At 66.6% G+C, this 26,060-nt stretch carries 27 protein-coding genes and 1 pseudogene; 14 read left to right on the forward strand and 14 right to left on the reverse strand.

Annotated elements, in window-relative coordinates; translation table 11 throughout:
* Positions 1-166: 166 nt before the first annotated feature.
* Positions 167-2,377 (forward strand): phosphoribosylformylglycinamidine synthase subunit PurL, encoded by a 2,211-nt coding sequence (gene purL / locus QX010_RS28515; RefSeq protein WP_316183079.1) that lies wholly within the window; start codon positions 167-169, stop codon positions 2,375-2,377.
* A gap of 293 nt (positions 2,378-2,670) precedes the next feature.
* Here the strand turns inward: purL and QX010_RS28520 are convergent, their stop codons facing one another.
* Entirely contained in the window at positions 2,671-3,867 is a 1,197-nt protein-coding gene (locus tag QX010_RS28520) for an acyltransferase (protein WP_316183080.1), read from the reverse strand.
* Positions 3,868-4,296: 429 nt separating this feature from the next.
* On the opposite strand from QX010_RS28520, the gene QX010_RS28525 reads away from it, so the two are divergent.
* Positions 4,297-4,470, forward strand: a complete 174-nt coding sequence (locus tag QX010_RS28525) for a DUF1328 domain-containing protein (RefSeq protein WP_009031962.1) — start codon at positions 4,297-4,299, stop codon at positions 4,468-4,470.
* 80 nt (positions 4,471-4,550) lie between these two features.
* Here QX010_RS28525 and QX010_RS28530 read toward each other — a convergent pair whose 3' ends face one another.
* Positions 4,551-4,916 carry a DUF427 domain-containing protein gene (locus tag QX010_RS28530; RefSeq protein ID WP_316183081.1) on the reverse strand — a complete coding sequence of 122 codons (366 nt, stop codon included), beginning with the start codon at positions 4,914-4,916 and terminating at the stop codon, positions 4,551-4,553.
* A 255-nt stretch (positions 4,917-5,171) separates the two neighbouring features.
* On the opposite strand from QX010_RS28530, the gene QX010_RS28535 reads away from it, so the two are divergent.
* Positions 5,172-5,411, forward strand: a complete 240-nt coding sequence (locus QX010_RS28535; RefSeq protein ID WP_315714834.1) for a BolA family transcriptional regulator — start codon at positions 5,172-5,174, stop codon at positions 5,409-5,411.
* A 39-nt stretch (positions 5,412-5,450) separates the two neighbouring features.
* Complete coding sequence (locus QX010_RS28540) at positions 5,451-6,653, forward strand: low temperature requirement protein A (RefSeq protein WP_316183082.1); 1,203 nt, start codon at positions 5,451-5,453, stop codon at positions 6,651-6,653.
* On the opposite strand, the gene egtD is transcribed toward QX010_RS28540, so the two are convergent.
* Both egtD and egtB read right to left on the reverse strand, forming a co-directional pair.
* Positions 6,629-7,600: an L-histidine N(alpha)-methyltransferase gene (gene egtD / locus QX010_RS28545; RefSeq protein ID WP_315801199.1), complete on the reverse strand. Its 972-nt coding sequence runs from the start codon at positions 7,598-7,600 to the stop codon at positions 6,629-6,631. The two genes, QX010_RS28540 and egtD, sit on opposite strands and share 25 nt — an antisense overlap.
* Before the next feature lie 54 nt (positions 7,601-7,654).
* Entirely contained in the window at positions 7,655-8,905 is a 1,251-nt protein-coding gene (gene egtB / locus QX010_RS28550; RefSeq protein ID WP_315801198.1) for an ergothioneine biosynthesis protein EgtB, read from the reverse strand.
* Between the two features lie 305 nt (positions 8,906-9,210).
* On the opposite strand from egtB, the gene grxD reads away from it, so the two are divergent.
* Both grxD and QX010_RS28560 read left to right on the forward strand, forming a co-directional pair.
* Positions 9,211-9,549, forward strand: a complete 339-nt coding sequence (gene grxD / locus QX010_RS28555; protein WP_006609190.1) for a Grx4 family monothiol glutaredoxin — start codon at positions 9,211-9,213, stop codon at positions 9,547-9,549.
* Positions 9,546-10,115, forward strand: a complete 570-nt coding sequence (locus QX010_RS28560; protein ID WP_316183112.1) for an O-acetyl-ADP-ribose deacetylase — start codon at positions 9,546-9,548, stop codon at positions 10,113-10,115. The genes grxD and QX010_RS28560 overlap by 4 nt, the downstream gene beginning before the upstream one ends.
* Positions 10,116-10,167: 52 nt before the next feature.
* On the opposite strand, the gene QX010_RS28565 is transcribed toward QX010_RS28560, so the two are convergent.
* The 6 genes from QX010_RS28565 to murI form a co-directional block, all read right to left on the reverse strand.
* Entirely contained in the window at positions 10,168-11,235 is a 1,068-nt protein-coding gene (locus QX010_RS28565) for a threonine aldolase family protein (protein WP_316183083.1), read from the reverse strand.
* Positions 11,236-11,312: 77 nt separating this feature from the next.
* Positions 11,313-11,867 carry a hypothetical protein gene (locus tag QX010_RS28570; RefSeq protein ID WP_316183084.1) on the reverse strand — a complete coding sequence of 185 codons (555 nt, stop codon included), beginning with the start codon at positions 11,865-11,867 and terminating at the stop codon, positions 11,313-11,315.
* Between the two features lie 200 nt (positions 11,868-12,067).
* Positions 12,068-12,685, reverse strand: coding sequence for a 30S ribosomal protein S4 (rpsD, locus tag QX010_RS28575; protein ID WP_315801195.1), 618 nt, complete (start codon positions 12,683-12,685; stop codon positions 12,068-12,070).
* A gap of 217 nt (positions 12,686-12,902) precedes the next feature.
* The gene (locus tag QX010_RS28580; protein WP_316183085.1) at positions 12,903-13,727 is read right to left on the reverse strand and encodes an acyltransferase; all 825 of its coding nucleotides are present in this window, start codon (positions 13,725-13,727) and stop codon (positions 12,903-12,905) included.
* Between the two features lie 217 nt (positions 13,728-13,944).
* On the reverse strand, positions 13,945-14,718 hold the full coding sequence (locus tag QX010_RS28585) for an HpcH/HpaI aldolase family protein (RefSeq protein ID WP_316183086.1): 774 nt from the start codon (positions 14,716-14,718) through the stop codon (positions 13,945-13,947).
* A gap of 12 nt (positions 14,719-14,730) precedes the next feature.
* Positions 14,731-15,528 carry a glutamate racemase gene (murI, locus tag QX010_RS28590; RefSeq protein ID WP_316183087.1) on the reverse strand — a complete coding sequence of 266 codons (798 nt, stop codon included), beginning with the start codon at positions 15,526-15,528 and terminating at the stop codon, positions 14,731-14,733.
* A gap of 1,012 nt (positions 15,529-16,540) precedes the next feature.
* Here murI and QX010_RS28595 point away from each other — a divergent pair.
* The 8 genes and pseudogenes from QX010_RS28595 to QX010_RS28630 all read left to right on the forward strand — a co-directional run bounded on the left by QX010_RS28595 (position 16,541) and on the right by QX010_RS28630 (position 23,127).
* Positions 16,541-16,870, forward strand: a complete 330-nt coding sequence (locus QX010_RS28595) for a metalloregulator ArsR/SmtB family transcription factor (RefSeq protein WP_315801191.1) — start codon at positions 16,541-16,543, stop codon at positions 16,868-16,870.
* Entirely contained in the window at positions 16,867-17,346 is a 480-nt protein-coding gene (locus QX010_RS28600; RefSeq protein WP_316183088.1) for an SRPBCC domain-containing protein, read from the forward strand. The genes QX010_RS28595 and QX010_RS28600 overlap by 4 nt, the downstream gene beginning before the upstream one ends.
* Positions 17,347-17,356: 10 nt before the next feature.
* Positions 17,357-17,770: a GFA family protein gene (locus QX010_RS28605; protein ID WP_315801189.1), complete on the forward strand. Its 414-nt coding sequence runs from the start codon at positions 17,357-17,359 to the stop codon at positions 17,768-17,770.
* A 164-nt stretch (positions 17,771-17,934) separates the two neighbouring features.
* Positions 17,935-18,273: pseudogene (locus tag QX010_RS28610) on the forward strand (thiol-disulfide oxidoreductase DCC family protein); the annotation flags it as partial.
* A gap of 87 nt (positions 18,274-18,360) precedes the next feature.
* Positions 18,361-18,639 carry a hypothetical protein gene (locus QX010_RS28615; protein ID WP_315801380.1) on the forward strand — a complete coding sequence of 93 codons (279 nt, stop codon included), beginning with the start codon at positions 18,361-18,363 and terminating at the stop codon, positions 18,637-18,639.
* Positions 18,640-18,803: 164 nt separating this feature from the next.
* Positions 18,804-19,565, forward strand: a complete 762-nt coding sequence (locus QX010_RS28620) for an ABC transporter ATP-binding protein (protein ID WP_315801187.1) — start codon at positions 18,804-18,806, stop codon at positions 19,563-19,565.
* Positions 19,559-21,925, forward strand: coding sequence for an ABC transporter permease (locus tag QX010_RS28625; RefSeq protein WP_316183089.1), 2,367 nt, complete (start codon positions 19,559-19,561; stop codon positions 21,923-21,925). Before QX010_RS28620 ends, QX010_RS28625 begins: the two co-directional genes overlap by 7 nt.
* A gap of 2 nt (positions 21,926-21,927) precedes the next feature.
* Entirely contained in the window at positions 21,928-23,127 is a 1,200-nt protein-coding gene (locus QX010_RS28630) for an efflux RND transporter periplasmic adaptor subunit (protein WP_316183090.1), read from the forward strand.
* Positions 23,128-23,152: 25 nt separating this feature from the next.
* Here QX010_RS28630 and QX010_RS28635 read toward each other — a convergent pair whose 3' ends face one another.
* From QX010_RS28635 to QX010_RS28650, 4 genes are all read right to left on the reverse strand, one after another.
* A complete protein-coding gene (locus QX010_RS28635) occupies positions 23,153-24,250 on the reverse strand; it encodes a D-alanine--D-alanine ligase family protein (RefSeq protein ID WP_316183091.1) in 1,098 nt (365 codons plus the stop codon).
* A 99-nt stretch (positions 24,251-24,349) separates the two neighbouring features.
* Positions 24,350-24,886, reverse strand: a complete 537-nt coding sequence (locus tag QX010_RS28640) for a thermonuclease family protein (RefSeq protein WP_315801379.1) — start codon at positions 24,884-24,886, stop codon at positions 24,350-24,352.
* A gap of 152 nt (positions 24,887-25,038) precedes the next feature.
* Positions 25,039-25,233: a hypothetical protein gene (locus QX010_RS28645; protein ID WP_316183092.1), complete on the reverse strand. Its 195-nt coding sequence runs from the start codon at positions 25,231-25,233 to the stop codon at positions 25,039-25,041.
* A 153-nt stretch (positions 25,234-25,386) separates the two neighbouring features.
* Complete coding sequence (locus QX010_RS28650; RefSeq protein ID WP_315801182.1) at positions 25,387-25,800, reverse strand: hypothetical protein; 414 nt, start codon at positions 25,798-25,800, stop codon at positions 25,387-25,389.
* Positions 25,801-26,060 lie beyond the last annotated feature (260 nt).

A 26,060-nucleotide genomic window follows, 5' to 3' on the forward strand; every position in this document is an offset into this window, starting at 1 on the left:
TTAAATCCGATTGGCCGCCAATCTGCAAATATCCCGCTTGGCGGGTCCGGGCCAAAGCTCTGGACAGGGCGGAATAGGGCCGTAAAAGGCCTTTTCCGCTTCTGCCTCTGTATCTATGAAGCAGGGTTTAAGGGACCAGCGGCCCACGGGGCAAAGGCATTTCTCCATGCGCAATGAACCGCAGATCACCCCCGAGCTCGTCGCCGCCCACGGCCTGAAGCCCGACGAATATGAGCGCATCCTGAAGCTGATCGGGCGGGTCCCGACCTTCACCGAGCTCGGCATCTTCTCGGCGATGTGGAACGAGCACTGTTCGTACAAATCGTCCCGCATCCATCTCAAGGGCCTGCCGACCAAGGCGCCCTGGGTGATCCAGGGCCCGGGTGAGAATGCTGGCGTGATCGACATCGGCGACGGCCAGGCGGTCGTGTTCAAGATGGAGAGCCACAATCATCCGAGCTACATCGAGCCGTACCAGGGTGCCACGACCGGCGTCGGCGGCATCCTGCGCGACGTGTTCACCATGGGCGCACGCCCGATCGCCTGCCTGAACGCGCTGTCGTTCGGCGCGCCGGAGCATCCGAAGACGCGGCATCTGGTGTCCGGGGTGGTGGCCGGCATCGGCGGCTATGGCAACTCGTTTGGCGTTCCGACGGTCGGCGGCCAGACCCGCTTCCACACCCGCTATGACGGCAACATCCTGGTCAACGCGATGGCGGTCGGCCTCGCCGACGCCGACAAGATCTTCTATGCGGCCGCCTCCGGCGTGAACATGCCGATCGTCTATCTCGGCTCCAAGACCGGCCGCGACGGCATCCACGGCGCCTCGATGGCCTCGGCCGAATTCGACGACTCCTCGGAGGAGAAGCGCCCGACGGTGCAGGTCGGGGATCCCTTCGCCGAGAAGCTGCTGCTCGAAGCGTGCCTCGAGATCATGGCCGCCGACTGCGTGATCGCGATCCAGGACATGGGCGCGGCCGGGCTGACCTGCTCGGCGGTCGAGATGGGCGCCAAGGGCGACCTCGGCGTCGATCTCGATCTCGATGCCGTGCCGACCCGCGAGATCGGCATGAGCGCCTACGAGATGATGCTCTCCGAGAGTCAGGAACGCATGCTCATGGTGCTGAAGCCCGAGAAGGAGAAGGAGGCGGAAGCGATCTTCCGCAAGTGGGGGCTCGATTTCGCGGTGGTCGGCTACACCACGCCGAGCAAGCGGTTCGTGGTGAAGCATGGCGGCGACGTCATGGCCGACCTGCCGATCAAGGAGCTCGGCGACGAGGCGCCGCTGTATGATCGCCCGCACGTGGCCTCATCGGCGCTGCCGGTGATCCACGCCCGCGAGGTCAAGGCGCCCCTGGCCATCATCCCGGCGTTGGAGAAGCTCGTCGCAACGCCCGATCTGTGCTCCAAGCGTTGGATCTGGGAGCAGTACGACCATGTGATCCTCGGCAACACCGTGCAGCGCCCGGGCGGCGATGCCGCCGTGGTGCGCGTGCAGGACGGGCCGAAGGGGCTGGCGCTCACCGTCGACGTCACGCCGCGCTATTGCGAGGCCGACCCGTTCGAGGGGGGCAAGCAGGCCGTCGCCGAAGCCTGGCGCAACATCACCGCGGTCGGTGGCCGGCCGCTTGCGATCACCGACAATCTCAATTTCGGCAACCCGGAACGGCCCGAGATCATGGGCCAGTTCGTTGGCTGCCTGAAGGGCATTTCGGAGGCCTGTCGCGCGCTCGACTTCCCCGTCGTCTCCGGGAACGTCTCGCTCTACAACGAGACCAACGGCCGCGCGATCCTGCCGACGCCCTCGATCGGCGGCGTCGGCCTGCTCGATGATTTCACCAAGTCGGCGAGCATCGCCTTCAAGGCCGAGGGCGAGGCGATCCTGCTGATCGGCGAGACCCATGGCTGGCTCGGCCAGTCGGTCTACCTGCGCGACGTCTGCGGCCGCGAGGAGGGCGCTCCGCCGCCGGTCGACCTGGCCGCGGAGAAGCGCATCGGCGATGTCGTGCGCGGCATGATCCATGCGGGCACGGCGACGGCTGCGCATGATCTGGCCGACGGTGGTCTGCTCGTCGCGCTCGCCGAGATGGCGATGGCCTCCGGCATCGGCGCGCGGCTGCTGGCCGCGCCTGCCTCGATCGTGCCACATGCCTATTGGTTCGGCGAGGACCAGGCGCGCTATCTCGTGACGGTGCCGGAGACCGAGGCTGGCCGCGTGCTCGCCAAGATGCGCGGCGCCGGCGTGCCGTGCACGCGCATCGGCACGACAGGCGGCACTGCGCTGGCGATCGCCGGCGAGGCCTCGGTGGAAGTGGATACGCTGAAGAGCCGGTTCGAGAGCTGGCTACCAGAATATATGGGCGGGGCGGCTGCCTGACACACCGTTGTCGTCCCGGACAAGCCACGGCGGCGCACCGCGCCGACGTGGCGCCGATCCGGGACCCACTCGGTGTACGGAGTAGTCGGCGGGACTGGTCGTTGACCTGCGCCAACAACAAGATCTTGCGGTTATGGGTCCCTGCGTTCGCAGGACGACAGCGGAGTACGTTGTCAGCGCGGTGCCTTTCCACGCGCTCATTGCGAGCGCAGCGACGCAATCCAGAGCTCCGGCGGGAGGTTGGATTGCGTCGTCGCTGCGCTCCTTGCAATGACGGAGGAGGCAGGACCGTCCTACAACACGTTCTTCGCCCCCGGAATCTGCCTGAGCACCCAGGTCGCGCCCCAGCTCAGCAGCATGCTGCCGACAAAGGCGATCGTGGCCTTGGCGATGGCCGGCAGGCCGAAGTCGAACAGCCAGTACTGGATCCACAGCACGATCGGATAGTGCACCAGGAACATGCCATAGGCGTCGGCCTGCATGCGATCGAGCACGGAGAATTCCGAGCGGCGGTTGTTGAGGAAATAGGACAGGATCGCAAACAGGATCGCGGCGCTGAAGATGACGAACAGGAAGCCATAGGCTGCCTCGTACCATTGCGGCAACACGGGGGGATTGCCCAGCACCTGGCGCTTGATCGTGATGAGCACCCAGAGCAGCGCATAGGGCACCAGCGTAACCACGATCCAGGCCCCGAGTCCGCGCTGCGACATCTGCCCTTCTGCGGCCAGCAGGCCACGTTCGACATTGGCCGAGCCGATGCCAGCCCCGACGTAGAAATAGGCGGCGTAGAGCAGGACGCGGCTGGCCTGCACCGAGAGCGGTCCGGCTTCAAACCAGAACGTCGGGCCGAAATAGAGCCGGGACGGGATGTAGAGTCCGCCTGTGATCAGCAGGAAGGCAAAGAAGAAGTCGCGCGGATGCTCGAAGGCGCGCTGCGACAGCCGATTGATCGGATCCAGCAGGCGTGGCGAGACGCGGTACAAAAGGGCTGCCGAGGTGTCGAACGCCAGCAGCACCCAGATGAACCAGATCGGCCCGCTCGGCCATGGACCGACCGTGACCGTCTTCCACCAGAAGGCAGCGAAGGTGGCGTCCGGATTGGCGCGCAGCTCGATCGCGTAATAGGCAAGCGGAATGACGGTCAGGGCTGCGATGGCGAACGGCAGGCCAAGGCGCAATAGCCGGTCACGCAGGAACTGCAGCGTCGACTTGTGAGCAAGGCCCGACCACACGAACAGGCCCGACAGAAAGAAGAACATGGCCATGAAGAAGCTGTCGGTGGCCAGCACGATGGCATCGAAGCCGAGGAAGAACGTCGGATCGGTGTGCCCGAAATAGGTATAGGGAATCACGGCGTGGTGGAGCAGCACCACCAGCGTCAGGAATGTCCGGGCGTGATCGAGCGCGGCGTTGCGCGCCCGGGCGCGCGGGCGGGCCTGAAGCTCGATCTTCGCGGCCGCCGCCGATTGTGTAACCGATATGACCATACGCCCCCCGGCGTCGCTGCTGCCCGGCCCGTGCAGCGGATGGGACGTTCGCATCCCCCTCGCCGCGGGGCGTCATGCAAACGTCGTCCAAGGCTGCGCGAGCCGGAATGAGTGGATGAGCTCGTGTGACCTATGGCACCGTCATTCGCTGGAGTCGCCCGCAAGCGGGCGAATGACGGCGCCGGACTACCAGATGTCGTCTTTGGTGCTGCAAATCAGCAAGTGCCGCGGTCCGCAAGCCGGTTTCTCACACATGCCGATTTCCGCTCCCGATATCCTTACGAACCGACGACCTATGAAGTTACGGCCGGGACGGTCGTGGGTTGCGCATTTCTTCGGCGCCGGGACCGATGGCCGAAGGAACCGGTTCCCCGCCTCATCGTTAGTGAGGCGCCGCGCCGGCACGGCGCAGAACCGGAGGACCATACCGTGACACTTCTCAAATGGGCGCTGCTGTTCTTCGTGATCTCGGTGGTGGCCGGTATTCTCGGCTTCACCGGCATCTCGGCAGCTTCCGCCGACATTGCGCGGATCCTGTTCTATATCTTCCTGGTGATCTTCCTCGTGCTCCTGATTCTCGGGCTTACGATTTTCAGAGTGTAGCACGCCATCAGGTCAGTGATCGAAACAACCGCCGCGCCGGTATCGCCTCGCGCCCGCCGCGCGGCGGGCTGTCACCGGGTTCAATCAGCTGCGACCTCCTCGATCCGCACCTTGTCCGGATAGAACGCCAGGTGGCCCGAGATCTCGGTCATCGCCGGGAAGGGCGCCTCGTAGCTCCAGATCGCATTGTCCAATGTCTTGCCGTTGGCGACGACGCTGAAATAGCTCGCATCCCCCTTGTACGGACAATGGGTGACACGATCAGTCTTCTGCAAGGCCGCCATGTTGGCGTCGGCCCGCGGCACGTATTGAACCGCGGGGTAGCTCGCTTCCTTCAGCGTCAACGCGCGGGTCGTGTCGGCAATCACGACGCCGTCGGCGATCACCCGTACGCGTTTTGGGTTGGGGGTGACGGTGATCGGATGATCCGGTCCTGGAAGCTTCATGTCGTCGTCCTCCCGATTCGGCCTTTTGGGTGCGTCACCCAGTCCGACGTATCTCGTCTGATCCCGGTATATAGTGGTTCCGCGCGTGACCTCGAAAGCGGTTCGCGCTAGATTTCACTATCACGGTCCCGCGAGAATGCCTTGATTCGCCGTGCTCGGCGGGCCACTGATGGGAGCTGCAGCCAAGCCGCGGGCCCTGCGGGCTACATCGTCTACGGGATGCGGCGCCGGCCCGACACAAGGAGATGCACCGGGATGCCCATGGATGCCCACGATATCGAGCAGATGATCAAGTCTGCCATCCCTGACGCCCAGGTGACGATTCGCGATCTCGCTGGCGACGGCGACCACTACGCCGCGACGGTGATCTCGGAATCGTTCCGCGGCAAATCCCGCGTGCAGCAGCACCAGCTCGTCTATCAATCGCTGCGCGGCCAGATGGGTGACGTGCTGCATGCTCTGGCGCTGCAGACCGGGGTGCCGGACCAGCGCTGACCATTCAGGGGCAGATCGCGCAGCACGCATCCGGGGGAGATGGCGGTGGACAATCCGCGTGGTGCGCTGTTTCGCGTCATCGAGCCGAACCGGCACAGTCGGGTCACCTTCGTCGAGCTGTTCTTCGATCTCGTCTTCGTCTACGCGGTCACGCAGATCTCGCACTATCTGATCGGCCATTTCTCGCCGCTCGGCGCCGCCCAGACGGCCGTTCTGTTTCTCGCGGTCTGGTGGGTGTGGGTCTACACCGCCTGGGTGACCAACTGGCTCGATCCCGAGAAGGCGCTCGTCCGAGGTCTCTTGTTCGCGCTGATGCTGGCGGGCCTCGTTCTGTCGATGTCGATCCCGCGGGCGTTCGAGGACCGCGGCCTGTGGTTCGCCATGGCCTACGCCGCCATGCAGGTCGGCCGGACCGCGTTCTGGCTGACCGCGACGCCGCCGCAGCGATTGGCCGTCCGTCGCAACGCCGCCCGCATTCTCTCCTGGCTCAGTGCCTCCGCCGTGCTCTGGCTGCTCGGCGGCCTTGCCGAGGGCCCGGCGCGGATGGGGCTATGGGGGGCGGCGCTCACCCTGGAATATGTGTCGCCGGCCGTCCGCTTCTGGGTCCCCGGGCTGGGTGCATCCACCGTCGAGGACTGGATGGTCGAAGGCGGCCACATGGCGGAGCGCTGTGCGCTGTTCATCATCATCGCGCTCGGCGAATCCATCGTCGTCACCGGCGCGACCTTTGCCGAGCTCGACTGGACCGGAGCCAACATTGCCGCCTTTGCCAGTGCCTTCATCGGCACGGTGGCGATGTGGGCGGTGTATTTCAACCGCGGCGCTGAGGCGGGATCGGAGGTGATTTCGCAGTCGGCGCAATCCGGGCTTATGGCGCGCTCGGCCTACACCTACCTGCACATGCCGATCGTCGCCGGCATCATCGTTTCGGCGGTATCGGACGAGATCATCCTGAAGCACCCCCTCGGGCATACCGACCTGAATACGGCGGCGACAACGATCGGCGGTCCGTTCGTGTTTCTGCTCGGGACCATCCTCTTCAAGTTCAACATCCGCGGCTTCCTGCAGCTGTCGCACGGCGCTGGCCTGCTGGCGCTGATCGGGCTCGGCTGGTTCGCGACCGAACTGTCGCCGCTCGTGCTATCAGCGCTGACGAGCGCGCTGCTGGCGATCGTCGCGCTGTGGGAGACGCTGTCGCTGCGGTCGAAGCCGGAGCCTCACGCCTCGGCGACGAGCGCCTGAACCGAGAACATTTTTTCCGCATCCGTCCACACGGTCTGGACTTTCCAGCCGGAGCCGCGGGCCAGCGCGCCGAAGCGCTCGATGCTGTATTTATAGCTGTTCTCGGTGTGGATGCTCTCGCCGGCCCGGAACGAGAGGGTGGTGCCGAGCAGCCGCACGGTCTGCGGCTTTCGTGCAACCAGATGCATCTCGATGCGGTGCTGCTCGCGATTGTAGATCGCGCGGTGAACGAAGGCGGACAGGTCGAAATTGCCACCGAGCTCCCGGTTGATCCGCAACAGCAGATTGAGATTGAAACGCGCGGTCACGCCGGCGGCGTCGTTGTAGGCGGCATGCAGGACGCGCTCGTCCTTCTCCAGGTCGACCCCGACGATCATCAGCGCGCCGGTCCCCAGGATCTCGCGTGCCGAGCGCAGGAACCGGCACGCCTCATGCGGCTCGAAATTGCCGATCGTCGATCCCGGAAAGAAGCCGACCTTCGGCTTGCCTTCGATGGCATCAGGCAGTTTGAATGCGGTGGTGAAATCCGCGATGACCGGGTGCACGGCCAGCTGCGGGAAGTCGCGGCGCAGGCTGTCGGCCTGTGCGGTCAGGAACTCGCCGGAAATATCGACCGGCACGTAGGCCGCGAAGCGGCAGCTCTCCAGCAGCAGCCGCACCTTGGTGGTGGCGCCGGCGCCGAACTCGATCAGCGCAGCATCGTCGGGAATGACCGCCGCGATCTCGGCGCCGCGATCCCTGAGGATGCCGAGCTCGGTGCGCGTCGGGTAGTACTCCGGCAGGCGCGTGATCTGCTCGAACAGGTCTGATCCGGCGGCGTCGTAGAAATATTTCGGCGATAGCTGCTTGGGCTGCTGGGTGAGGCCTGCGACTGCGTCTGTCGCAAAGGCCGACGTCTTGTCGTCGGGGAGATGGGCATCGAGCAGCGCGTTGACGTGCACGTTCATGATACTCTCCTGGACGCGCACACGCGCGACTGTCGGGCAACGAATGCTGATAGCTCAGGCGTAGTCCGCGAGCCGGAGCCCGGTGAATTGCCAGCGATGATGTGGATAGAAGAAGTTGCGATAGGTGACGCGGCTGTGGCCCGCCGGCGTCGCGAGCGATGAGCCGCGCAGCACCAGCTGATTGACCATGAACTTGCCGTTGTACTCGCCGAGCGCGCCTTCCGTGGCACGATAGCCGGGATAGGGGCTGTAGGCGCTGCGGGTCCACTGCCAGACAATGCCGAAGGCGTCGCTGAGCTGGTTGCCGCGCGCGGCGACCTCCCACTCCATCTCGGTCGGCAGATGCTTGCCGCGCCAGCGTGCGAATGCGTCGGCCTCATAGTAGCTGACGTGGCACACGGGTGCATCCGGATCGACCGGCCGCAGCCCTCCCAGCGTCATGATGCGCCATTCGCCCTCGACCTTGTACCAATGGCCGGGCGCCTGCCAGCCCTCGCGACTGGCGGCGGCGAAGCCGTCCATGAGCCAGAGCGTGGCGGTCCGGTAGCCGCCGTCATCCATGAAAGCGAGCCACTCGGCATTGGTGACGAGATTGCGCGCGATGCCCACCGGCCCGACGAGTGCGCGATGGGCTGGCTCCTCATTGTCGAAATGGTAACCATCACCGGCGTGTCCGACGGTATGGATGCCCTCGGGGAGGTGAATCCAATCCGCGCCCCGGCCTGCCGGGGCAGGAAAGGTCCAGGATGGATCATAGGCCGGGGCCGTCGGGTTCTGCGCGAATGCGTGCAGGATGTCGGTCAGCATCAGCTCCTGGTGCTGCTGCTCGTGATTGAGGCCGACCTCCACCAGCGGCGCCACAGCGGCCAATGTGGCAGGCTCGGCGCTGCCCAGGAAGTCCGCCATCGCCGCGTCGACGTGTTGCCGATATGCCGTGATGTCGGCCACGCCCGGCCGGGTGATCAGGCCGCGCTCGCCCCGCGTGTGGCGCGGGCCGGCACTGACGTAATAGGAATTGAACAGGAACGCGTAATCGGCGTGAAAAGGGATATATCCCCGGCAGTGCTCGCCCAGCACGAACTGCTCGAAAAACCAGGTCGTATGGGCGCGATGCCATTTGGCCGGACTGGCGTCCGGCATCGACTGGATGACCTGATCTTCCGGGCTCAGCGGCGCCGCACGCCGCTCGGTCTCGCCCCGAACGGCGAGGTACGCCTCGGTCAGGCGCCCGGCGAGGGAGCCGGACCCGGTCTGAAGCGTATCAGTGTCGGGGATGGAGGCCGTAGCGGAGGCAGAACTGGTCACGAGGGTCTCCGTTTGCCAGCAGAAAACGATGTTCGACGGAACAAGTTCCTTTCGACAGTTCGTCCTAAATAGGGGCTTGGTTACGGGATGAAACCCTCGTGGCGGCTATAATATTGCTGCCGTCAGCCTATGGTCCGGCCGGGGGGCCTGGGTCGCGGGCCGATCCTCGGCATTTTACTTTGGCTGAACAACGGTTTGCGCTACATATAGAAGAGTGGCGATCGGCTGCGGGCGAAATCCGTCCGATGGCGATCAGCGCGGACCGAGCCCCAGGCGTTCCTTGAGGCGCCCTAGAGGAAGCGAAGATGAGCATTGAGCAATTCATTGACAATGAAGTGAAGTCGAACGACGTCGTCCTGTTCATGAAGGGGACGCCGCAGTTTCCGCAGTGCGGATTTTCGGGCCAGGTCGTGCAGATCCTGGACCACGTCGGCGTCGGCTATAAGGGCCTCAACGTTCTCGAATCCGCCGAGCTGCGCAACGGCATCAAGACGTTCTCGAACTGGCCGACGATTCCGCAGCTCTATGTGAAGGGCGAGTTCGTCGGCGGCTGCGACATCGTCCGCGAGATGTTCCAGAGCGGCGAGCTGCAGCAGCTGTTCACCGACAAGGGCATCCCGGTCGGCACGGCGGCCTCCGCCTGAGCTATCCGGTCCGAAAGATCGGCACGACCCGATTCGAGGTCGTCGTCACCGACATCACCAAGCTCGGCGTTGACGCCATCGTCAACGCCGCGAACACGTCTCTGCTCGGCGGTGGTGGCGTCGACGGCGCGATCCACCGTGCGGCGGGACCCGACCTCGTCATGGAATGCCGCATGCTCCATGGCTGCAAGACTGGCGAGGCCAAGATCACCAAGGGCTACCGGTTGCCCGCCCGTCATGTGATCCACACGGTCGGCCCGGTCTGGCAGGGCGGCGACCGCGGTGAGCCGGAGCTGCTGGCCTCGTGCTACCGCCGCTCGATTGAGCTGTGTCACAACCACCTGCTGTGTTCCGTCGCCTTTCCCGCAATCTCGACCGGCATCTTTCGCTTTCCCGCTGATCGCGCCGCCTCGATTGCGGTCGCCACAACGATCGAGGCCATCAGCGGCGAAACCTCGCTGTCGCAGATCGTGTTCTGCTGCTTCTCCGAGGCGAGCGCCGAGCTGCACGACGAGGCGTTGAGTAAGGCGATCGAGAGCCGCGCTCGCAAGGAGGCGCCGCGATAACGGCGGCCGCCTGTGTGGCCGGCTGGTTTACGCAGCCCTCGCGTCATGATCGTCATGCGCCGCGCACGATCTCCCTGACATGGCCGACCGCTTCCTCAATCATAGCGGCTGACACGTCGAGATGCGTGCAGGCACGGATGCGGCCGTCCATCATCGCCAGCAGCACGCCGCGCTTGCGTAGTTCACTCACCATCTTGTCGCCTGACACGCCGGCGCCATCCGGCTTGAAGAACACCAGATTGGTCTCGGGCTCCTGCACCTCGACGCCCTGGATCTGCGACAGCCCGCGCGCCAGCGCCCGCGCATTGGCGTGATCCTCGGCGAGCCGGCCGACGTGATGATCGAGCGCGTAGATGCAGGCCGCCGCGACGACGCCGGCCTGGCGCATCGCGCCGCCGAGCCGCTGTTTCCAGCGCCAGACCTCGTCGATGAAGGCGGCGCTGCCGGCGAGCACGCCGCCGATCGGCGCGCCCAGTCCCTTGGAGAAATCGATCCAGGCCGAGTCCCAGCCCGCGGTCATCTCGGCCGCGGGAATGCCGGTGGCGACGGTCGCGTTGAGCAGCCGCGCGCCGTCCATATGCGTCGCCATTGCATTCGCCTTGGCGATCTCGACGATCTCGTCGAGATCAGCCTTCTTCCAGATCGTGCCGCCGCCGATATTGGCGGTCTGCTCGACGCTGACCACGGTCTGCGGCGGCTGGTAGCGGCTGCGCGGATGCAGCGCGGCGCGAAAGGTCTCCGGTGTGAACTGCCCGTCGGGGCCCTTCAGCTGCGTCACCTGGAAACCACCGAGCGCCGCATGCGCGCCGCCCTCGCGCGAGATGATGTGCGCGGTCTCGTGCGCCAGGATCTCGTCTCCCGGCCGGCAATGCACCAGCGTCGCCGCGACATTGCACATCGTGCCCGACGGCATCAGCACCGCCGCCTCCTTGCCGAGCAGCGCGGCGACGCGGGCGGTGAGCGCGTGCACGGTCGGGTCGTCGCCGATCTGCTCGTCGCCGACCTCGGCCCGCGCCATGGCTTCGCGCATCGCTTGTGTCGGGCGGGTCTGCGTGTCCGACAGCAGATTGACGCGCACGGGCGGCGCCTTGGGATCGCGCGGGGGCGGGGTGTAATACATCGGCAGTCCTCGTTCGCTTATCACGACCCGACCTTACCCAACTCGCAACGCTCCCGCAAAACGCTCCTCCTCGCGAGCTACGCCGCGCGCGGCGGATTGAGCCAGATGTCCGGCCGCCGCAGAGGCCTGCTCTCGATCGGCTCGGCGACCAGCGGCGGCGCCGCGGTGCAGTCGAACACCCAGGGTTCGAGCGGGCTCTGCCGAGACGGTGAAAGCAGCAGCACGGCGCCCGGGCGCTGCCGCTTGACGTTCCAGCCCATGTTCACCGCGGCCCAGCCCACCAGCATGGTGTGCCATTCGTCGGTGAGCTCGCGCGAGTCGTCGAAACAGTGGAGAAGCTCGAGCGCGTAGGGATCGTGGCGAAGCTGCGCATCGGCAAAGGTGAGCCCGGTCCCGACATGGCGGATCACATGGGCTGTCGCATCGGACTGGACGTGCCAGCAGGAGCGTTCGAGGAGGTCGAAGACGGTCGAGGGATAGAGGCCGTCGTTGAAGCGATAGCGGACGCCGGAGGTCCGTGCGCGTAACGGCGGAGCGGTGAGCGGCGGCGCCCGCAACGGCGGCAGAGGCGGGGCGCCGACCGCATCGGTCGGCAACGCACCAAAGATGATATTGCGCCTGTTGAACTCCATGGCGAACGCCCCGCTACTTTACAACTGCAGACAGTGAATCACGGGACGGATTCCCTGTCAGCCCAGGTTGGGGCGAATTCGTGGCAAGTGTGGCATTCGGGAATCGGTTCGCCGCATCCGAAACCCCAAAAAGCAAAGGCCCCGGCGCGTGCCAGGGCCTTCGGATTATCAGATGGTGCCGGACCGCGGTCCGGTCAAGATCAGCGCGAGTAGAACTCGACGATCAGATGCGGCTCCATCTGCACCGCGAACGGCACGTCCGACAGCGCCGGGATGCGGATGAACTTCGCGGTCATCTTGCCGTGATCGGCCTCGATGTAGTCGGGCACGTCACGCTCGGCGAGCTGGCTCGCTTCCAGCACCACGGCGAGCTGCTTCGAGGCTTCCTTGACCTCGATCACGTCGCCCGGCTTGACCTGGTAGCTCGCGATGTTGACCTTGCGGCCGTTCACCTTGATGTGGCCGTGGTTGATGAACTGGCGCGCGGCGAACATGGTCGACACGAACTTGGCGCGGAACACGACGGTGTCGAGACGGCGCTCGAGAATGCCGATCAGGTTCTCGCCGGTGTCGCCCTTGAGACGGCCGGCCTCGACATAGATGCCGTGGAACTGGCGCTCGGAGATGTTGGCGTAGTAGCCCTTCAGCTTCTGCTTGGCGCGCAGCTGCACGCCGAAATCGGACAGCTTGCCCTTGCGGCGCTGGCCGTGCTGGCCGGGGCCGTATTCCCTGCGGTTGACGGGGCTCTTCGGGCGGCCCCAGATGTTCTGGCCCATGCGGCGATCGATCTTGTACTTCGCCTCACTGCGCTTAGTCATCGCGTCCTCTTCAAGTCTTTCGTTCGGGTTTGAGGAAACGCGCCCTCCTGTGTGTCCGGGAAATCCGGTCCACCGACAGACCCCTCCCCAAAGCATGAAGGGAGAAGGCCACGGGTCGCGAAACGCAACGCGGGCCGAAAGCGGCCCGCGAGCAGGGGGTTCTTAGGCGAGAAACTGCCGGCTTGTCAAACCGCAACGGCCGCTTTTGCCGGCAAAATCACCCTTTCGGCCCCTTCAGGACGGTCATTTTCCGCCGCCCCGCCTCGCATCCCAGGTCGGCTTCCGCCGGACTGCGCCCGGAAACCGGGCAGGCCCTCAGCTCGGCTGCGATCTCGCCATTCAGCACCTGCTCGAGTCGGATCGCGGTCCGGGCGATCATGGCGCCGTCGGTAACCCGGTGGTCCCAGCGGATCAGGATGGGAATCGTCTGGTCGGGCTGGACGACGTCGTAATTGATGATGAACGGTCCCGGGCTCAGGGCGTGCAACTGGCCGCCTCCGCAGGCGGCGATGCTGGTGACGGAGAAATTGCCGAACCAGTTGGCGCGCTGGCGGCCGAAATTCAGCCCGACCCACCAGGCGAACCGGCGCAGCGGCAGCGGCAGCCGGGTCGCGCGCATGATCTTGCGGAACATGGCGACGTCGTCGACCGGCGCCTCCTTGCCCTGGCGGATCAGGGCGTCGATCTCGGCCAGCGACATGGCCTCAGGCCCGGAGACGCGCTGCGGCAGCACGCAATCCTCGCCATTCTCGACCCGGGCAATGGTGACGGTGGCGACGCTGCGCGGCAGCTCGTAAAGGCAGCGCCGCGGCCACCCGGTGTAGAGCGTGCGCAGGACCGGCTCGTCACGGGCGACCAGGGCGAACGCCTTGACGAAGATCGCGGCGAAACCGGGCGGGTGGACGGCCGCGGCGCGGGCCTCCAGCAGCGGACCGATCTGGATCGTCCGGGCCAGCGACACGAACGGCACGCCGCGCGAGGCATGCATCAGATCGATGATCAGACGGCGGTGCAGCGAAATCGGCCTGGTCGTTCCGCGCATCCTGAACCTGTCGCTCCCGTTTGTTGTGCTTGGCCTGATCCGGCTCCCCGGCGGCGGCTGCTGTTAACACCGCAGGCCGGGTTACGGAAGCGCCGCTCTAGGGCGCCGGTGCGGCCAGCGGCCCGAACACGGCCAGCGACGTGCCCAAAATCGTCTTCTTCGTCATGGGCTTCTCCCCCAATCCTGTTTTTCGTTTGGAACGTGAAGCGGCCCTGAATCAGCGCTTGATCCCCTCGAAGCTTGCGGCAATGCCGCGCTGGAACAGAGACCAGTCGAAGCCGAGCGCCAGCGCGACGTAGCCGCGCGCGATCATCGCATTGGCCTGATCGGCGCTGCGCGCGGCGCCGCCGATCGGCACGCCCGATCTGAGGATGCCGGCCTCGGCACGGGCGATGAGGGATTTCACCAGGGGATCATCGAGTTGCCCGCGCTTGTTGATCGAGGTCGCGAGATCGCCCGGGCCGATCACCGCGATGTCGATGCCGGGCGTGGCCATGATCTCGTCGATGCGCTCGACCGCTTCGACATGCTCGATCGTGACCATGCAGATCATGTCGTCATCGGCCGTCGCCATGTAATCCGCCATCGACACGTTCCAGTGGAACGGCGCGTGGAAGGGACCCCACAGGCGGTCGCCGCGGGGTGGGTAGCGCACGCTGCGCACCGCCTTCTCGGCGTCCGCTCGGCTCGAAATCATCGGGAAGTTGATGCCGAGCGCGCCGAGGTCCATCGGCGCCTTCGCCAGATGCGGCTCGTTGGCGGCGATCCGCACCAGCGGCACGCAGGGCGTGCCCGCGGTGGCGGTGATCATCGCGTGCGCGGTGGAGAGATCGATCGGCCCATGCTCTAGGTCGACGATGATCCAGTCGAGCTGTTGCGCCATGATGCGCACGGTCTGGATGCTCGGGATGGTGGCGATGGCGCCGAACGTCGGCCGCTTGTCGCGCCAGGCCTGCTTGAGGCGGTTGAGCGGTTGGCGCGGTGCGGACATCGGCGGTCTCCGTCAGGCCGGGACGCGGCCGCCGAAATAGGGCGTGAGCGCGCGGCCGAGCTGATGTGGCTTGTTCGAGGTGAAGATCATGGTGGCGCCGCCATCGTCGGCGTCGCCAGCCGGGGGGCCCAGCAGGTCGACGACGCGGCGCGCGATCGCCGGTGCCGGATCGATCCAGGTGACGGGCCAGGGCGCCAGGCGTTCGAGCCGGTCGAGCAGCAGCGGATAATGCGTGCAAGCGAGCACGACCGTGTCGGTTCGATCAGCGGGATCGGCGGCGTCGCCCACGAAGCAGGGTGCGATCTCGGCGGCGATGGCCGCGTCGCTGACCTGCGTTCCGCTGAGCGCGGCCTCCGCCAGTGACGCAAGCTCCGGCGAGCCGACCAGGGTGACGTTGCAGCCTTGCGCAAAATCGCGGATCAGCGCGTGGGTGTATTCGCGCTGCACGGTCGCCTTGGTGCCGAGCACGGAGACGCGCCTGGTCTTTGACTGCGCGCAGGCCGGCTTGATCGCCGGCACGGTGCCGACGAAGGGCGTGGGGTAGGCGGCCCGCAGCGGCGCCAGCGTCTGCACGGAGGCGGTGTTGCAGGCGATCACGACGAGGTCGGGCCGGTGCGCGGCGATCAGCTCGCCCATCAGCGGCACCACGCGGGCGACCAGCGCCCGCTCGCTGTGATGGCCGTAGGGAAAGAAGGCGTCGTCGGCGACATAGACGTAGTGGGCGTCAGGCCGCGCCCGCACCACCTCGCGCAGCACGGACAGGCCGCCGAGGCCGGAGTCGAACACGAGAATCGTAGGGCGATGGGTCACGCGGCGAGTGTACCGGAATGGGAGGGGCGATTCAGTCGGTTTTTCTGCGGGGTTTGGCGGCAGTGAGGCGCTTGGGTGTGTTCCCGCGGCAGAAGGGAAGGTTCAAAAACGCGCATGTGGGCCAAGCTGGCCATCCAGAAACCGATGTCCTCCCGGCGAACGCCGGGATCCATGACCACCGGCGGAAATTGGCGCCAAGGCCGTCCGCTCCAGCGTGCCTCAAACAACCGCCGCGGCGTAGGGGTCCCGGGTCGGCGCCGCGCCAACGCTTGCGCGTTGCCGCAGCTTGCGGGGACGACAGCGGAAATGAAAGCGACATTGCGAGCGCAGTGTTCAGCCCGGAGACGTCGCTGACGGGTGTTCGGGGACATAGTTGACAGTTGTGGGGTCGCGCAGATCAATCGCTGCGCTCCTCGCAAGGACGGCGGTGAGACATGGGCAAAACATGCATTCTCATTCTCGCACCCGCTTTCGCGTCCGAGTGTTGCTCATCTGGTCGCCCTCCTAACAATGAGGGCGCGGGAAAGGCCGGGTGCCGGTCGCACCCATGGCCCGCCTGCGAAAAAAATGCAGGCGGCAGGAACCACAGGTACGGGCCGGATCATCCCGGCCTTCCCCGCGCAATGGTTTGAACGGCTTATACGTGATCTCCCCGGGGATCGGCTTTCTTGCCCCCGTCGCCAGCGCGCTCGTCGAACTTGCAGCGCCAGCTTGGCATCAGCACCGGGATGCCAGGACCACACGACTTCGCCGTACGCATCGGATCGTTCGTCGGCATGATCGCTCACGCTGCAACCCGACACGCCCACCGCATCCCGCACCCAACGCTCGTGACGATCGCGATGCGCCCCTCAATCGGGGCGGGACGCGATACCATAGCATTGAATTCTGAAAAACGGAAGATAAAAATTCGGATTTTCTGGCGGCACCGTCCAGCGGGAGCATACGAGCCGCGATTGGCGTCTATAACATTAGTGTTGACTGATTGATTAGTGGTTGCTATTGCTTTCGCATGATCCAGTCTGAACCCATCACGGCCGTCATGCGCGCGCTGGCCGATCCCACCCGGCGCGCGGTGTTCGAGCGCATCGTCGCGGCCGACGAGATCACCGTCGTCGAGCTCACGCGCGGCAGCACCGTCACGCAGGGCGCCATCTCGCAGCATCTGAAATCCCTGAAGCAGGCCGGCCTGGTCTGCGAGCGCCCCGAGGGCCGCAAGGTCTATTACCGCGCCGAGCCACGCGGCCTGGAGCCGCTGGCCGACTGGATGAGCCATTACGGCGTGTTCTGGCGCGACCGCTTCGCCAATCTGAAAAAACTGCTGAAGGACATCGATCCATGAACCAGGCCGTGAACGCGGACACGCAGGCCATTGTCGTCGAGGACATCTTCCCGCATGCGCCGGAGGTCATCTGGAAAGCCCTGACCAATGGCGAGCTGATCGGCCGCTGGCTGATGGCGCCCAAGGGTTTTGAGCCCGTCATCGGCAATCGCTTCACCTTTCAGACCACGCCGGCGGGCCAATGGGACGGCACCATTCACTGCGAGGTGCTGGAGGTCGTGCCGAACGAGCGGCTGTCCTATGCCTGGAGGGGCGGCCACGACGGCAATGTCGGTTACGGCGCGAAGCTGGAGACGGTCGTCACCTTCAGCCTGTCCAAGGCCGACACGGGCACGCGTCTTCGCCTCGTGCATTCCGGCTTCGTGCTGCCGGCCAACGAGACGGCGTATCGCAAGATGGGCGAGGGCTGGAAGACCGTCGTCAAGAAGCTCGATCAGGTCGCCGCCGAGCAGGCGTCACCGCAGCGGTCGCACTGAGGAGAGCAACATGACCAATTCCTATGTCGGGGGCTGCGCCTGCGGGGCGGTGCGTTACGAGATCAAGGGCGAGCCGGCGGTCATGCTGGATTGCCAATGCCGGCAATGCCAGCGCGACAGCGGCACCGGCCATCAGTCGCACCTGACCTTCGTCGCGGCGGAGGTGAAGGTCGACGGCGAGGTGTCGCATTTCCAGACCATCGGCGATGGCGGTACGGTGAAGCGGCGGGCGTTCTGCCAGACCTGCGGCTCGTCGATGCACCTGACGTTTCCGGCGATGCCCGATGTGTTCATCGTCACGCCCGCAAGCCTCGACGATCCCAGCCGCTACCGGCCGCAACTGGTGTCGTGGACCGCCGCCGGACATCCCTGGGATCACCTCGATCCGGCGCTGCCGAAATTCGAGAAGATGCCGCCGCGGTGAGTTTACCACGCGGGATGCGAGACTTGGGAGCGTGGTCGTTTCGGTGACGGCCCAAGACCGTCACCGAAATCCTCCGACCGAAATCCAACCAGCCACAGACCCAAAACCCCGGCACGGACGTTCAGGGATCTGAGGTTGGAGCGGGTGTTTTGGAGGAGATCCGCATGGCGCCAGAGTGTGCGCAGTCGACCGTGTACTTCGATGGATCCTGTCCGCTGTGTCGAGCGGAGATCGGCTATTACGGCCGGACCGATCAGGCGGGTGCGCTGTGTTTCGTCGACGTCTCCGAACCAGGCGCGGAAACGCCGGATGGCGTGACCCAGCAACAGGCGATGGCGCGGTTTCATGTGCGTGCCAGTGACGGGCGCCTGCTCTCGGGCGCTGCGGCGTTCGTCGAGATCTGGCGCCGTCTGCCGCGTTGGCGCTGGGCGGCGCGTGTGGCCTCGATGCCGGGCGCGCTGGCGGTCCTGGAGTTCGGCTACAGGCTGTTTCTTCCCGTGCGGCCATTGATCTCGCGCGGCCTGGGCCGCATCCTGCAGCGTGGGAAGCAGGATGGGACGCGGAGCGTGACCGGGCAGGCTGGCGGCACGATGTCGCGCTTTCTCAACTGGTTCTTCCGCAATCGCGCGACCGGCGAGATCACGATCGCCCAGATGCCGAACCCGGCGCTGTGGATCGTGCTGGTGGGAAGCCTCGTGGGCTGGGCCTTGCACCCGCCGGGTCGGACGGGCGCGAATCTGGATTGTCTGGTGAAGGCCGGTCTCGTCGTCTGGGCCGTCGATGAGCTCGTGCGCGGCGTCAATCCCTGGCGCCGCTGTCTCGGGGCCGCCGTGCTGATCTACGAGGTCTCGACGTTGGGATGGACGTGAGCAGATGTGTGTGACGCGCCCCGATGATGTCGGTCGCTTGATATGCATCAACCGGCAAAGACGGCTGCTGACCGATTGTGGGCTATGAAGTCGTCCGGCCTCGATGGCATGGAGGTGTCTCGGGCGTTCTGCGTAGGCCTTCGCCGGACAGGAACTGCGGCCTCATGAGTCCGACCACGATCAACGACGCGAGCGCTGCCGCGCGTCCGGAGCATCCGGGTGCCGCACCCGTGTTTCGCGCCCGCAAGCTCTCCAAGACCTACCGCATGGGCGAGGTCGAGGTGCATGCGTTGCGCGACGTCGATCTCGACATCTACGAGGGCGAGTTCGTGGTGCTGCTCGGCCCCTCGGGATCCGGCAAGTCGACCTTGCTCAACATTCTCGGCGGGCTGGACAGCCCGACCTCGGGCGAGGCGCAGTGGCGCGATCATCAACTGGTCGGCGCCGGCGATGCCGAGCTGACGCGCTACCGGCGCGAACATGTCGGCTTCGTGTTCCAGTTCTACAACCTGATCCCGAGTCTGACGGTGCTCGAGAACGTCGCGCTGGTCACCGAGATTGCCGACAGGCCGCTCGATCCGCGCGAGGTGCTCAAGCTCGTCGGGCTCGAGCGGCGGATCGACCACTTTCCCTCGCAGCTCTCCGGAGGCGAGCAGCAGCGCGTCGCGGTGGCCCGCGCCATGGTCAAGGCGCCCGACGTGCTGTTGTGCGACGAGCCGACCGGCGCCCTGGACTACGAGACCGGGAAGGTGGTGCTCGCCGCGATCGCGCGTGCCAACGCGCAGCTCGGGACGACCACGATCATCATCACGCACAATGCGGCGATCGCCGGCATGGCCGATCGCGTGCTGCGGCTCGGCGGCGGGCGCATCGTCGGCGAGGAGCGCAATGCACGGCGGCTGTCGGCCGAGGAGGTGCATTGGTGAGCCTGCTGGACCGCAAGCTGTGGCGCGACATCGGTGCGATGCGCGGGCAGGTGATCACGATCGCGCTGCTGGTGGCGGCCGGCGTCGCGGTGTTCGCAGGCTCGGTCTCGACCTATCTGTCCCTGCGCGACGGCTGCGAGCAGTTCTATGCCGATGGCCGGTTTCCGCAGATCTTCGTCACGCTGAAGCGGGCGCCGCTGGCGCTGGTGCCGCGACTGAGCTCCATCGCCGGCGTGGTCGCGGTCGAGCCGCGCATCGTGCGCGAGGTGATCGTCGACTGGCCGGCGGCGTCGCAGCCGGTCTCGGCGCGCCTGGTGTCGCTGAGCCGCGCGGGCGACGAAGCGCTGGCGCGTTTGCATCTGCGGCGCGGCACGGCGCCCGAGCCGGGGACCGCGCGCAGCGCCGCGGTCAATGAGGCGTTTGCCGAGGCCAATGGCGTCAATCCGGGCGACGACATCCGCGTGCTGCTCAATGGCCGCGTGCAGGGCTTCCGGGTCTCCGGCATCGCCTTGTCGCCGGAATATGTCTACGCGGTGAAGCCGGGATTGCCGATCCCCGACGATCGTCTCTACGCCATCCTGTGGGTCGACCGGAGCGCGGCCGAGGCCGCCTTCGATATGAAAGGGGCGTTCAACGACGCCGTGATCGCGCTCGCCCCGGGCGTCGATCCCAAGCCCGTGATCGAGGAGCTCGACCGGCTGCTCGAGCCCTATGGCTCGATCGGCGCGATCGCGCGGCGCGACCAGCCGTCGAACCGCTTTCTCGAGGACGAGTTGAACCAGCAGAAGGTGATGTCGATCACCATCCCCATCATCTTCTTCGGTGTCGCCACATTCCTGCTCAACGGCGCGCTCGGGCGGCTGGTCGCCGCGCAGCGCGAGCAGATCGCGGCGCTGAAGGCGCTCGGCTTTCCGACGCTGCGGCTCACCTTCCATTATCTCAAGCTGATGCTGGTGATCGTGCTGATCGGATCGGCGCTCGGCATCGCCGGCGGCGTCGGCTTCGGCCATGCCATGATATCGAGCTATCAGGGATTCTTCCGTCTGCCCGAGCTGCCATTCCGGCTGGCGCCCTGGGCGGCGGTGGCCGGCGTCGCGATCAGCGTCGCGGCGGGCGCCCTCGGCGTGGTCACGGCGCTTCAGGAGGTTGTCGGCCTTGCGCCGGCAGAGGCGATGCGGCCCGCGATGCCGCTGGGGTTCCGCCGCTCCTGGATCGAGCGCATCGTGCCCGGCACGGCGTTCGGCGCGCGGCGGATGATGATGCTGCGCAACGTCGCGGGGCGGCCGTTCCGTTCGCTGTTCACCATCATCGGCATCGCCTTCGCGGTGCCGATGATGGTGCTCGGGATCTTCTGGCGCGACGCCATCGGCGAGATGATCGAGCTGCAGTTCAACCTGGTCGAGCGCGGCAACGCCACGATCACGTTCATCCATCCGATGGACCGCGCGATCCTGCGTGACCTGGCGCGCCAGCCCGGCGTGCTCGCGATCGAAGGCCAGCGCATCGTTCCGGTGCGGCTGCGGGCCGGGCATCAGAGCTACCTCACCTCGGTGATCGGACTGGCGGCCACCGACGAGCTGCGCCGGCCGCACGATTCCGTACGTCGCCCGATCGTCGCGGCGCCCGATGGCATCACCCTGACCCGGCGCCTCGCCGAGCGCTTGGCGCTGAGCGCGGGGCAGGTCGTGACGGTGGAGGCGATGGAAGGCCGCCGCCGGCGGCGCGACCTGCCGGTGAGCGCCATCGTCGACGAGGCGATCGGGATGGCGTCCTACATGGACATCGACACGCTCAACCGCTTCACCGGCGAAGGCGCGGTGATCTCGGCGGCGAGCCTCCATGTCGAGCCGGCGGCGCTGGCTGCGCTCGGCGCGAGGTTCAAGAGCATGCCGAAAATCGAATCCGTGACGATGAAGGCCTACACCCTGGCATCCTTCATCGAGAAGATCGCGGGCCTCGTGTTCGTCACCGCCGGCATCCTCACCGGCTTCGCCGCGATCATCACCGTGGGCGTGGTCTACAACAGCGCCCGCATCAGCCTGCAGGAGCGCGCCTGGGAGCTCGCGAGCCTGCGCGTGCTGGGCTTCACCCGCGGCGAGGTCGCGGGCATCCTGTTCGGCGAGTTCGCGCTGGACATCGCGGTCGGGATTCCGCTCGGCCTGGTGCTGTCGCACGCCATCATCGGGCTGATCGCGCGGCTGCATTCCAGCGAGAGCTTTCAGATCCCGGGCGTGATCGCGCCGCGGACCTACCTGATCGCGACCGCGGTGGTCTTGGCCAGCGCCGCGATCAGCGCCATCATCGTTCGCAGGAGGGTGGATCGGCTCGATCTGGTCGCGGCCCTCAAGACCAGGGAATGAGCATGCCCCCCGTTTTGCGCCGCGTCGTCATCGTATCGAGCGTTCTGGCCGCGGCCGGCATCATCGCCTGGATGGTGATGCCGGGTCCGGTCCCGGTGGAGACGGCCGCGGTGACGAAAGGGCGGTTCGTTGCCACCGTCGATGACGACGGCAAGACGCGGGTGCGCCAGCGCTACGTCGTGGCGGCGCCGCTCGCCGGCCGTCTCGGGCGCATCCGCTTCAAGGCCGGCGACCAGGTCAAGGCCGACGACGTCGTCGCCACCATCACGCCGGCGCCGGCACCGCTGCTCGATCCGCGGTCCCGTCGCGAGGTCGAGGAGCAGCTCGGCGCGGCCGAAGCCAATGTCGAGCGGGCCAAGGAGGTGGTGGCGCGGGCGCAGGCGCAGAGCGCGCAGGCGAGCGCTGATCTTGCGCGCACCATGGCGCTGGCCGCCAGCGGCGCTGCGACGGCGCAGGCGCGGGAGCGCGCCGAGCTCGCGATGCGGATTGCCGAACGTGACCTGCGCGCCGCCGAATATGCCGACCATGCCGCCGAGCACGAGCTCAGCCAGCTCAGGGCGATGCTGGCGCGCTACGGGAGCAACACGGATACCGACGCGCCCGCGGATAGCTGGAACGTGACCGCACCGGTCGGCGGGCTGGTGCTGAAGGTGACCCAGGAAAGCGAAACGACGGTGCAGCCAGGCGAGGCGCTGCTCGAGCTCGGCGATCCCCGTGATCTCGAAGTGGTCATCGACGTGCTCAGCACCGACGCGGTCGAGATCCGTCCCGGCGCCGAGGTCACGATCGATCGCTGGGGCGGGGCAGGCCGCCTGTCGGGCCGGGTTCGCCGGGTCGAGCCGGCGGCCTTCACGAAGATCTCCACGCTCGGCGTCGAGGAGCAGCGCGTCAACGTGCTGATCGACATCGTCTCGCCGGCCGAGCAATGGCAGCGGCTCGGCGATGCCTATCAGCTCGATGCGCAGATCGTCGTCTTCACGCAGGAGGATGCGACCATCGTTCCGACCGGCGCGCTGTTCAAGCGCGGTGACGACTGGTCGGTGTTTGCGCTGAAGGATGGGCGCGCCGAGCTGCGCACCGTCCGGCTCATCCGGCGCTCGGGCCGGTTCGCCGCCGTGGCCGACGGCGTCGCCAGCGGCGATGTCGTGATCATCTATCCCAGCGACCGGGTCGCCGCCGGCGTCAAGGTGGCGCCACGCTGACCTGCGGCCGCCGCAGAAGCGTTCCTCAGCGCTGCGACGCCAATTCTCTCAGCCGCGCATGACGCGCCAGCGCATGCGCGATCAGACGATCCATCAGCGCCGGCTGGGGCAGGCCGGTGGCCTCCCACATCTTCGGATACATGCTGATGTTGGTGAAGCCCGGCAGGGTGTTCACCTCGTTGACATAGACCTCCTCGCCGCGGACGAAGAAGTCGACGCGCGCGAGACTCTCGCAGCAGAGCACGCCGAACACCTCGGTGGCCATCTTGCGGATGCGCGCGGCGAGCGCAGGTTCGACCTGCGCCGGGACGTGCAGCGAGGCGCCGGATGCATCGGTGTACTTGGCTTCATAGGAATAGAAGCCGTGGCTGTCGGCGGGCACGATCTCGCCGAGCTCGGAAGCCGCCACCTTGCCGTCGGGATGCTCGAGCACGGCGCATTCGATCTCGCGCACCGGGCTGATGCAGCGCTCGATCAGGATCTTGCCGTCGAAGCGCAGCGCGAGGCGGCAGGCAGCGTCGAACTCCGCTTCGTTGCGCGCCTTGGAGATGCCGACGGAGGAGCCGAGATTGGCCGGCTTGACGAACAGCTCGGGCGAGCCCACCGCGGCGACCGCCGCTTCATAGCTCACCGCCGATGCGGCGGTCATCGTGACGAACGGCACGATCGGCAGGCCGGCGTCGCGCAGCAGGCGCTTGGCGACGTCCTTGTCCATCGCCGCCGCCGATCCCATCACGCGGCCGCCGACATAGGCGACATCGGCGAGCTCCAGCGCGCCCTGCACGGTGCCGTCCTCGCCGTTCGGACCGTGCAGCACCGGGAAGACGACGTCGAAGGCGAGCTCGCGCAGGGGCCCGTCGCCGATGACCAGCGCGCGGCCCCGGCCGGCCGGCAGCAGCACGATCTGCGGGCCGTCCGCGGGCACTGTCAGCGCCGCGCCTGTGCCGTCATTCGCGGCGTCGGCCAGCACCCAGCGTCCATCGGTGGTGATGCCGATCAGCGTGACGGCGTAGCGGCCGGCATCGAGCGAGCGGACAATGTTGGCCGCCGAGGCGCGCGAGACGTCGTGCTCCGCCGAGCGCCCACCGAACAGGATCGCCACGCGCGTCTTTGTCTCTGTCATCGTCCTCGTCCAGCCCTGGTCCTTGCGGTGCGCGACCGTACAGCGAGACGCCGAGGCGTGGCAATTGAGCTGTTGTGCCGGTGGACAAGGCGGCGCCACTCAACGCCAGCCGATCCCGCCGTCCGAGCACACCGCCGTCGTTCCACCTGAATGCATGCAGCTGCGATAGAGCGGCGGCTCGGTGAAGCGGCCCGACCAGATGCCGCGGCCGGCGCGGCGGGCGGCGCGCTGATCGGCGGTGTAAACGCCGCGCGAATATTGCGGCTCCTCGACCGCGAGCCCGCGCGCCACCATGAACTGGCCGAGATCCGTCGCGCCGGCTGCGCAGCGCGCGACGATGCGGCCGTAGCGATCGCCATCAACCGGCAGGCAGCGCAGAACCTTGCCGCGCGTGAACGCGTCCAGCGTGTTGGCGGCCAGCGCGCCGCAACGATATGGCTTGCGGTCGCGGCCGCGGCAGAGCTGCGCGCTTTCGGGCGCGTCGATGCCCCACAGGCGAATGCGCTCGCCATGAATGTCCAGCGTGTCGCCATCGACGATGCTGACGCGGCCGACGAGCTCGGCGGCTGCGGCGGGGAAGCTGAGGAGAAGCGGCAGAACGAGGCAGGCGAGGCGGGGGAGGAGACGTCGCAAGATCGGCACCTGTGGCGCTGAGAGGGGCGTGATCGCTCGCTGCGCGAATCGATCGCGGATCATCCCGATCTATAGCGAAGTGGAGTTGCGCGATTGTGTGGCGAGCACCGCGACAGCAGCGGAGCGCAATCGGAGCAGGTCGTCGCGAGAGCGGTTCAGCGAAGGCCGGCGTCCGCGCGGCTGTCGGGTGCGCGCGCCGCGCGTTCGACCTCGGCGGCGAGCATGCTCAGATGCTCGGCCAGGCGCGCGAACAGCTCGCGCTTGTCGCGGTCGGTGGCGAGATCACGAATGAGGGCGCATTCTGCCGCGTCGGCCCGCAGCTTGTCCGGCTGGGTCATAAACTCTGACATGTTCCGCTTCCCTGCCGCGCCGGCAGCAGTTCAGAACGGTGGATCTTCATGTTTGTTCCGGGTGTCGATGTATTTTTGCGAGTGCAGCGCTCGGTCCTGATCGGAGTACCTCCGCGGATCAGAGGCGACACACGACGCGCGCGGTTCGACTGTCTATCGTTCACCGGGCCACCATGTCGAGGCCGGATGTGCGGCCGAGATCTTGGTCTCGCGCAATGCCACCAGCGCGCTGCGCTTATAGGGATGACCGCGAAGCCGCGAACAGTCCTGGCAGCGCATGTAGCGCTCGAGCTCATGGATCGGCGTCGTCTTGGCGCGCCTGATGACGTCGAGCGCGACCGTCTGATTGGTGTCGCAGCCGAGGCAGCGCACTTCGAGATAGTAGTAGCCCGCGTTCAGCGCATCGCCGAGCAGCGGCGACGGCTGCGCCGGTCCCTTGTAGCCGAGCATGCGCTTGTTCCAGGCGTCGCAGGCCAGACGATCCGCTTCCTTGCGTGCGCGCGCGGCCTGCTCCTGCGCGATGCGGATGCCGGCACCGTAGAGTCTCTCGCGCGATTTCGTCGTCATGGTCGCATGATCGACGCTGCGGCGCTCAGCGGCAAGCCGCTAGGATTAGCGCAACAAGAGGCGCTGGATACAAGCTCTCTTACGTGCAGCGCTCCGATACCATCGCCAATCAGTTCGTCGGCGCGGCCTGCGACGAACTGATCGTGCAACGTCCGGCATTCGTGCTACTCGGACGCGACGCGGAGTAGCACCGATGCCCTCGAGCAGCCCCGATGCAGCGCGCTTCACGCTATGCAGTGACGCATGTCTGTCACGATTGA

The sequence above is a fragment of the Bradyrhizobium sp. SZCCHNRI1009 genome, from assembly GCF_032487575.1.
In the GTDB taxonomy this organism is placed as follows: Bacteria; Pseudomonadota; Alphaproteobacteria; order Rhizobiales; family Xanthobacteraceae; genus Bradyrhizobium.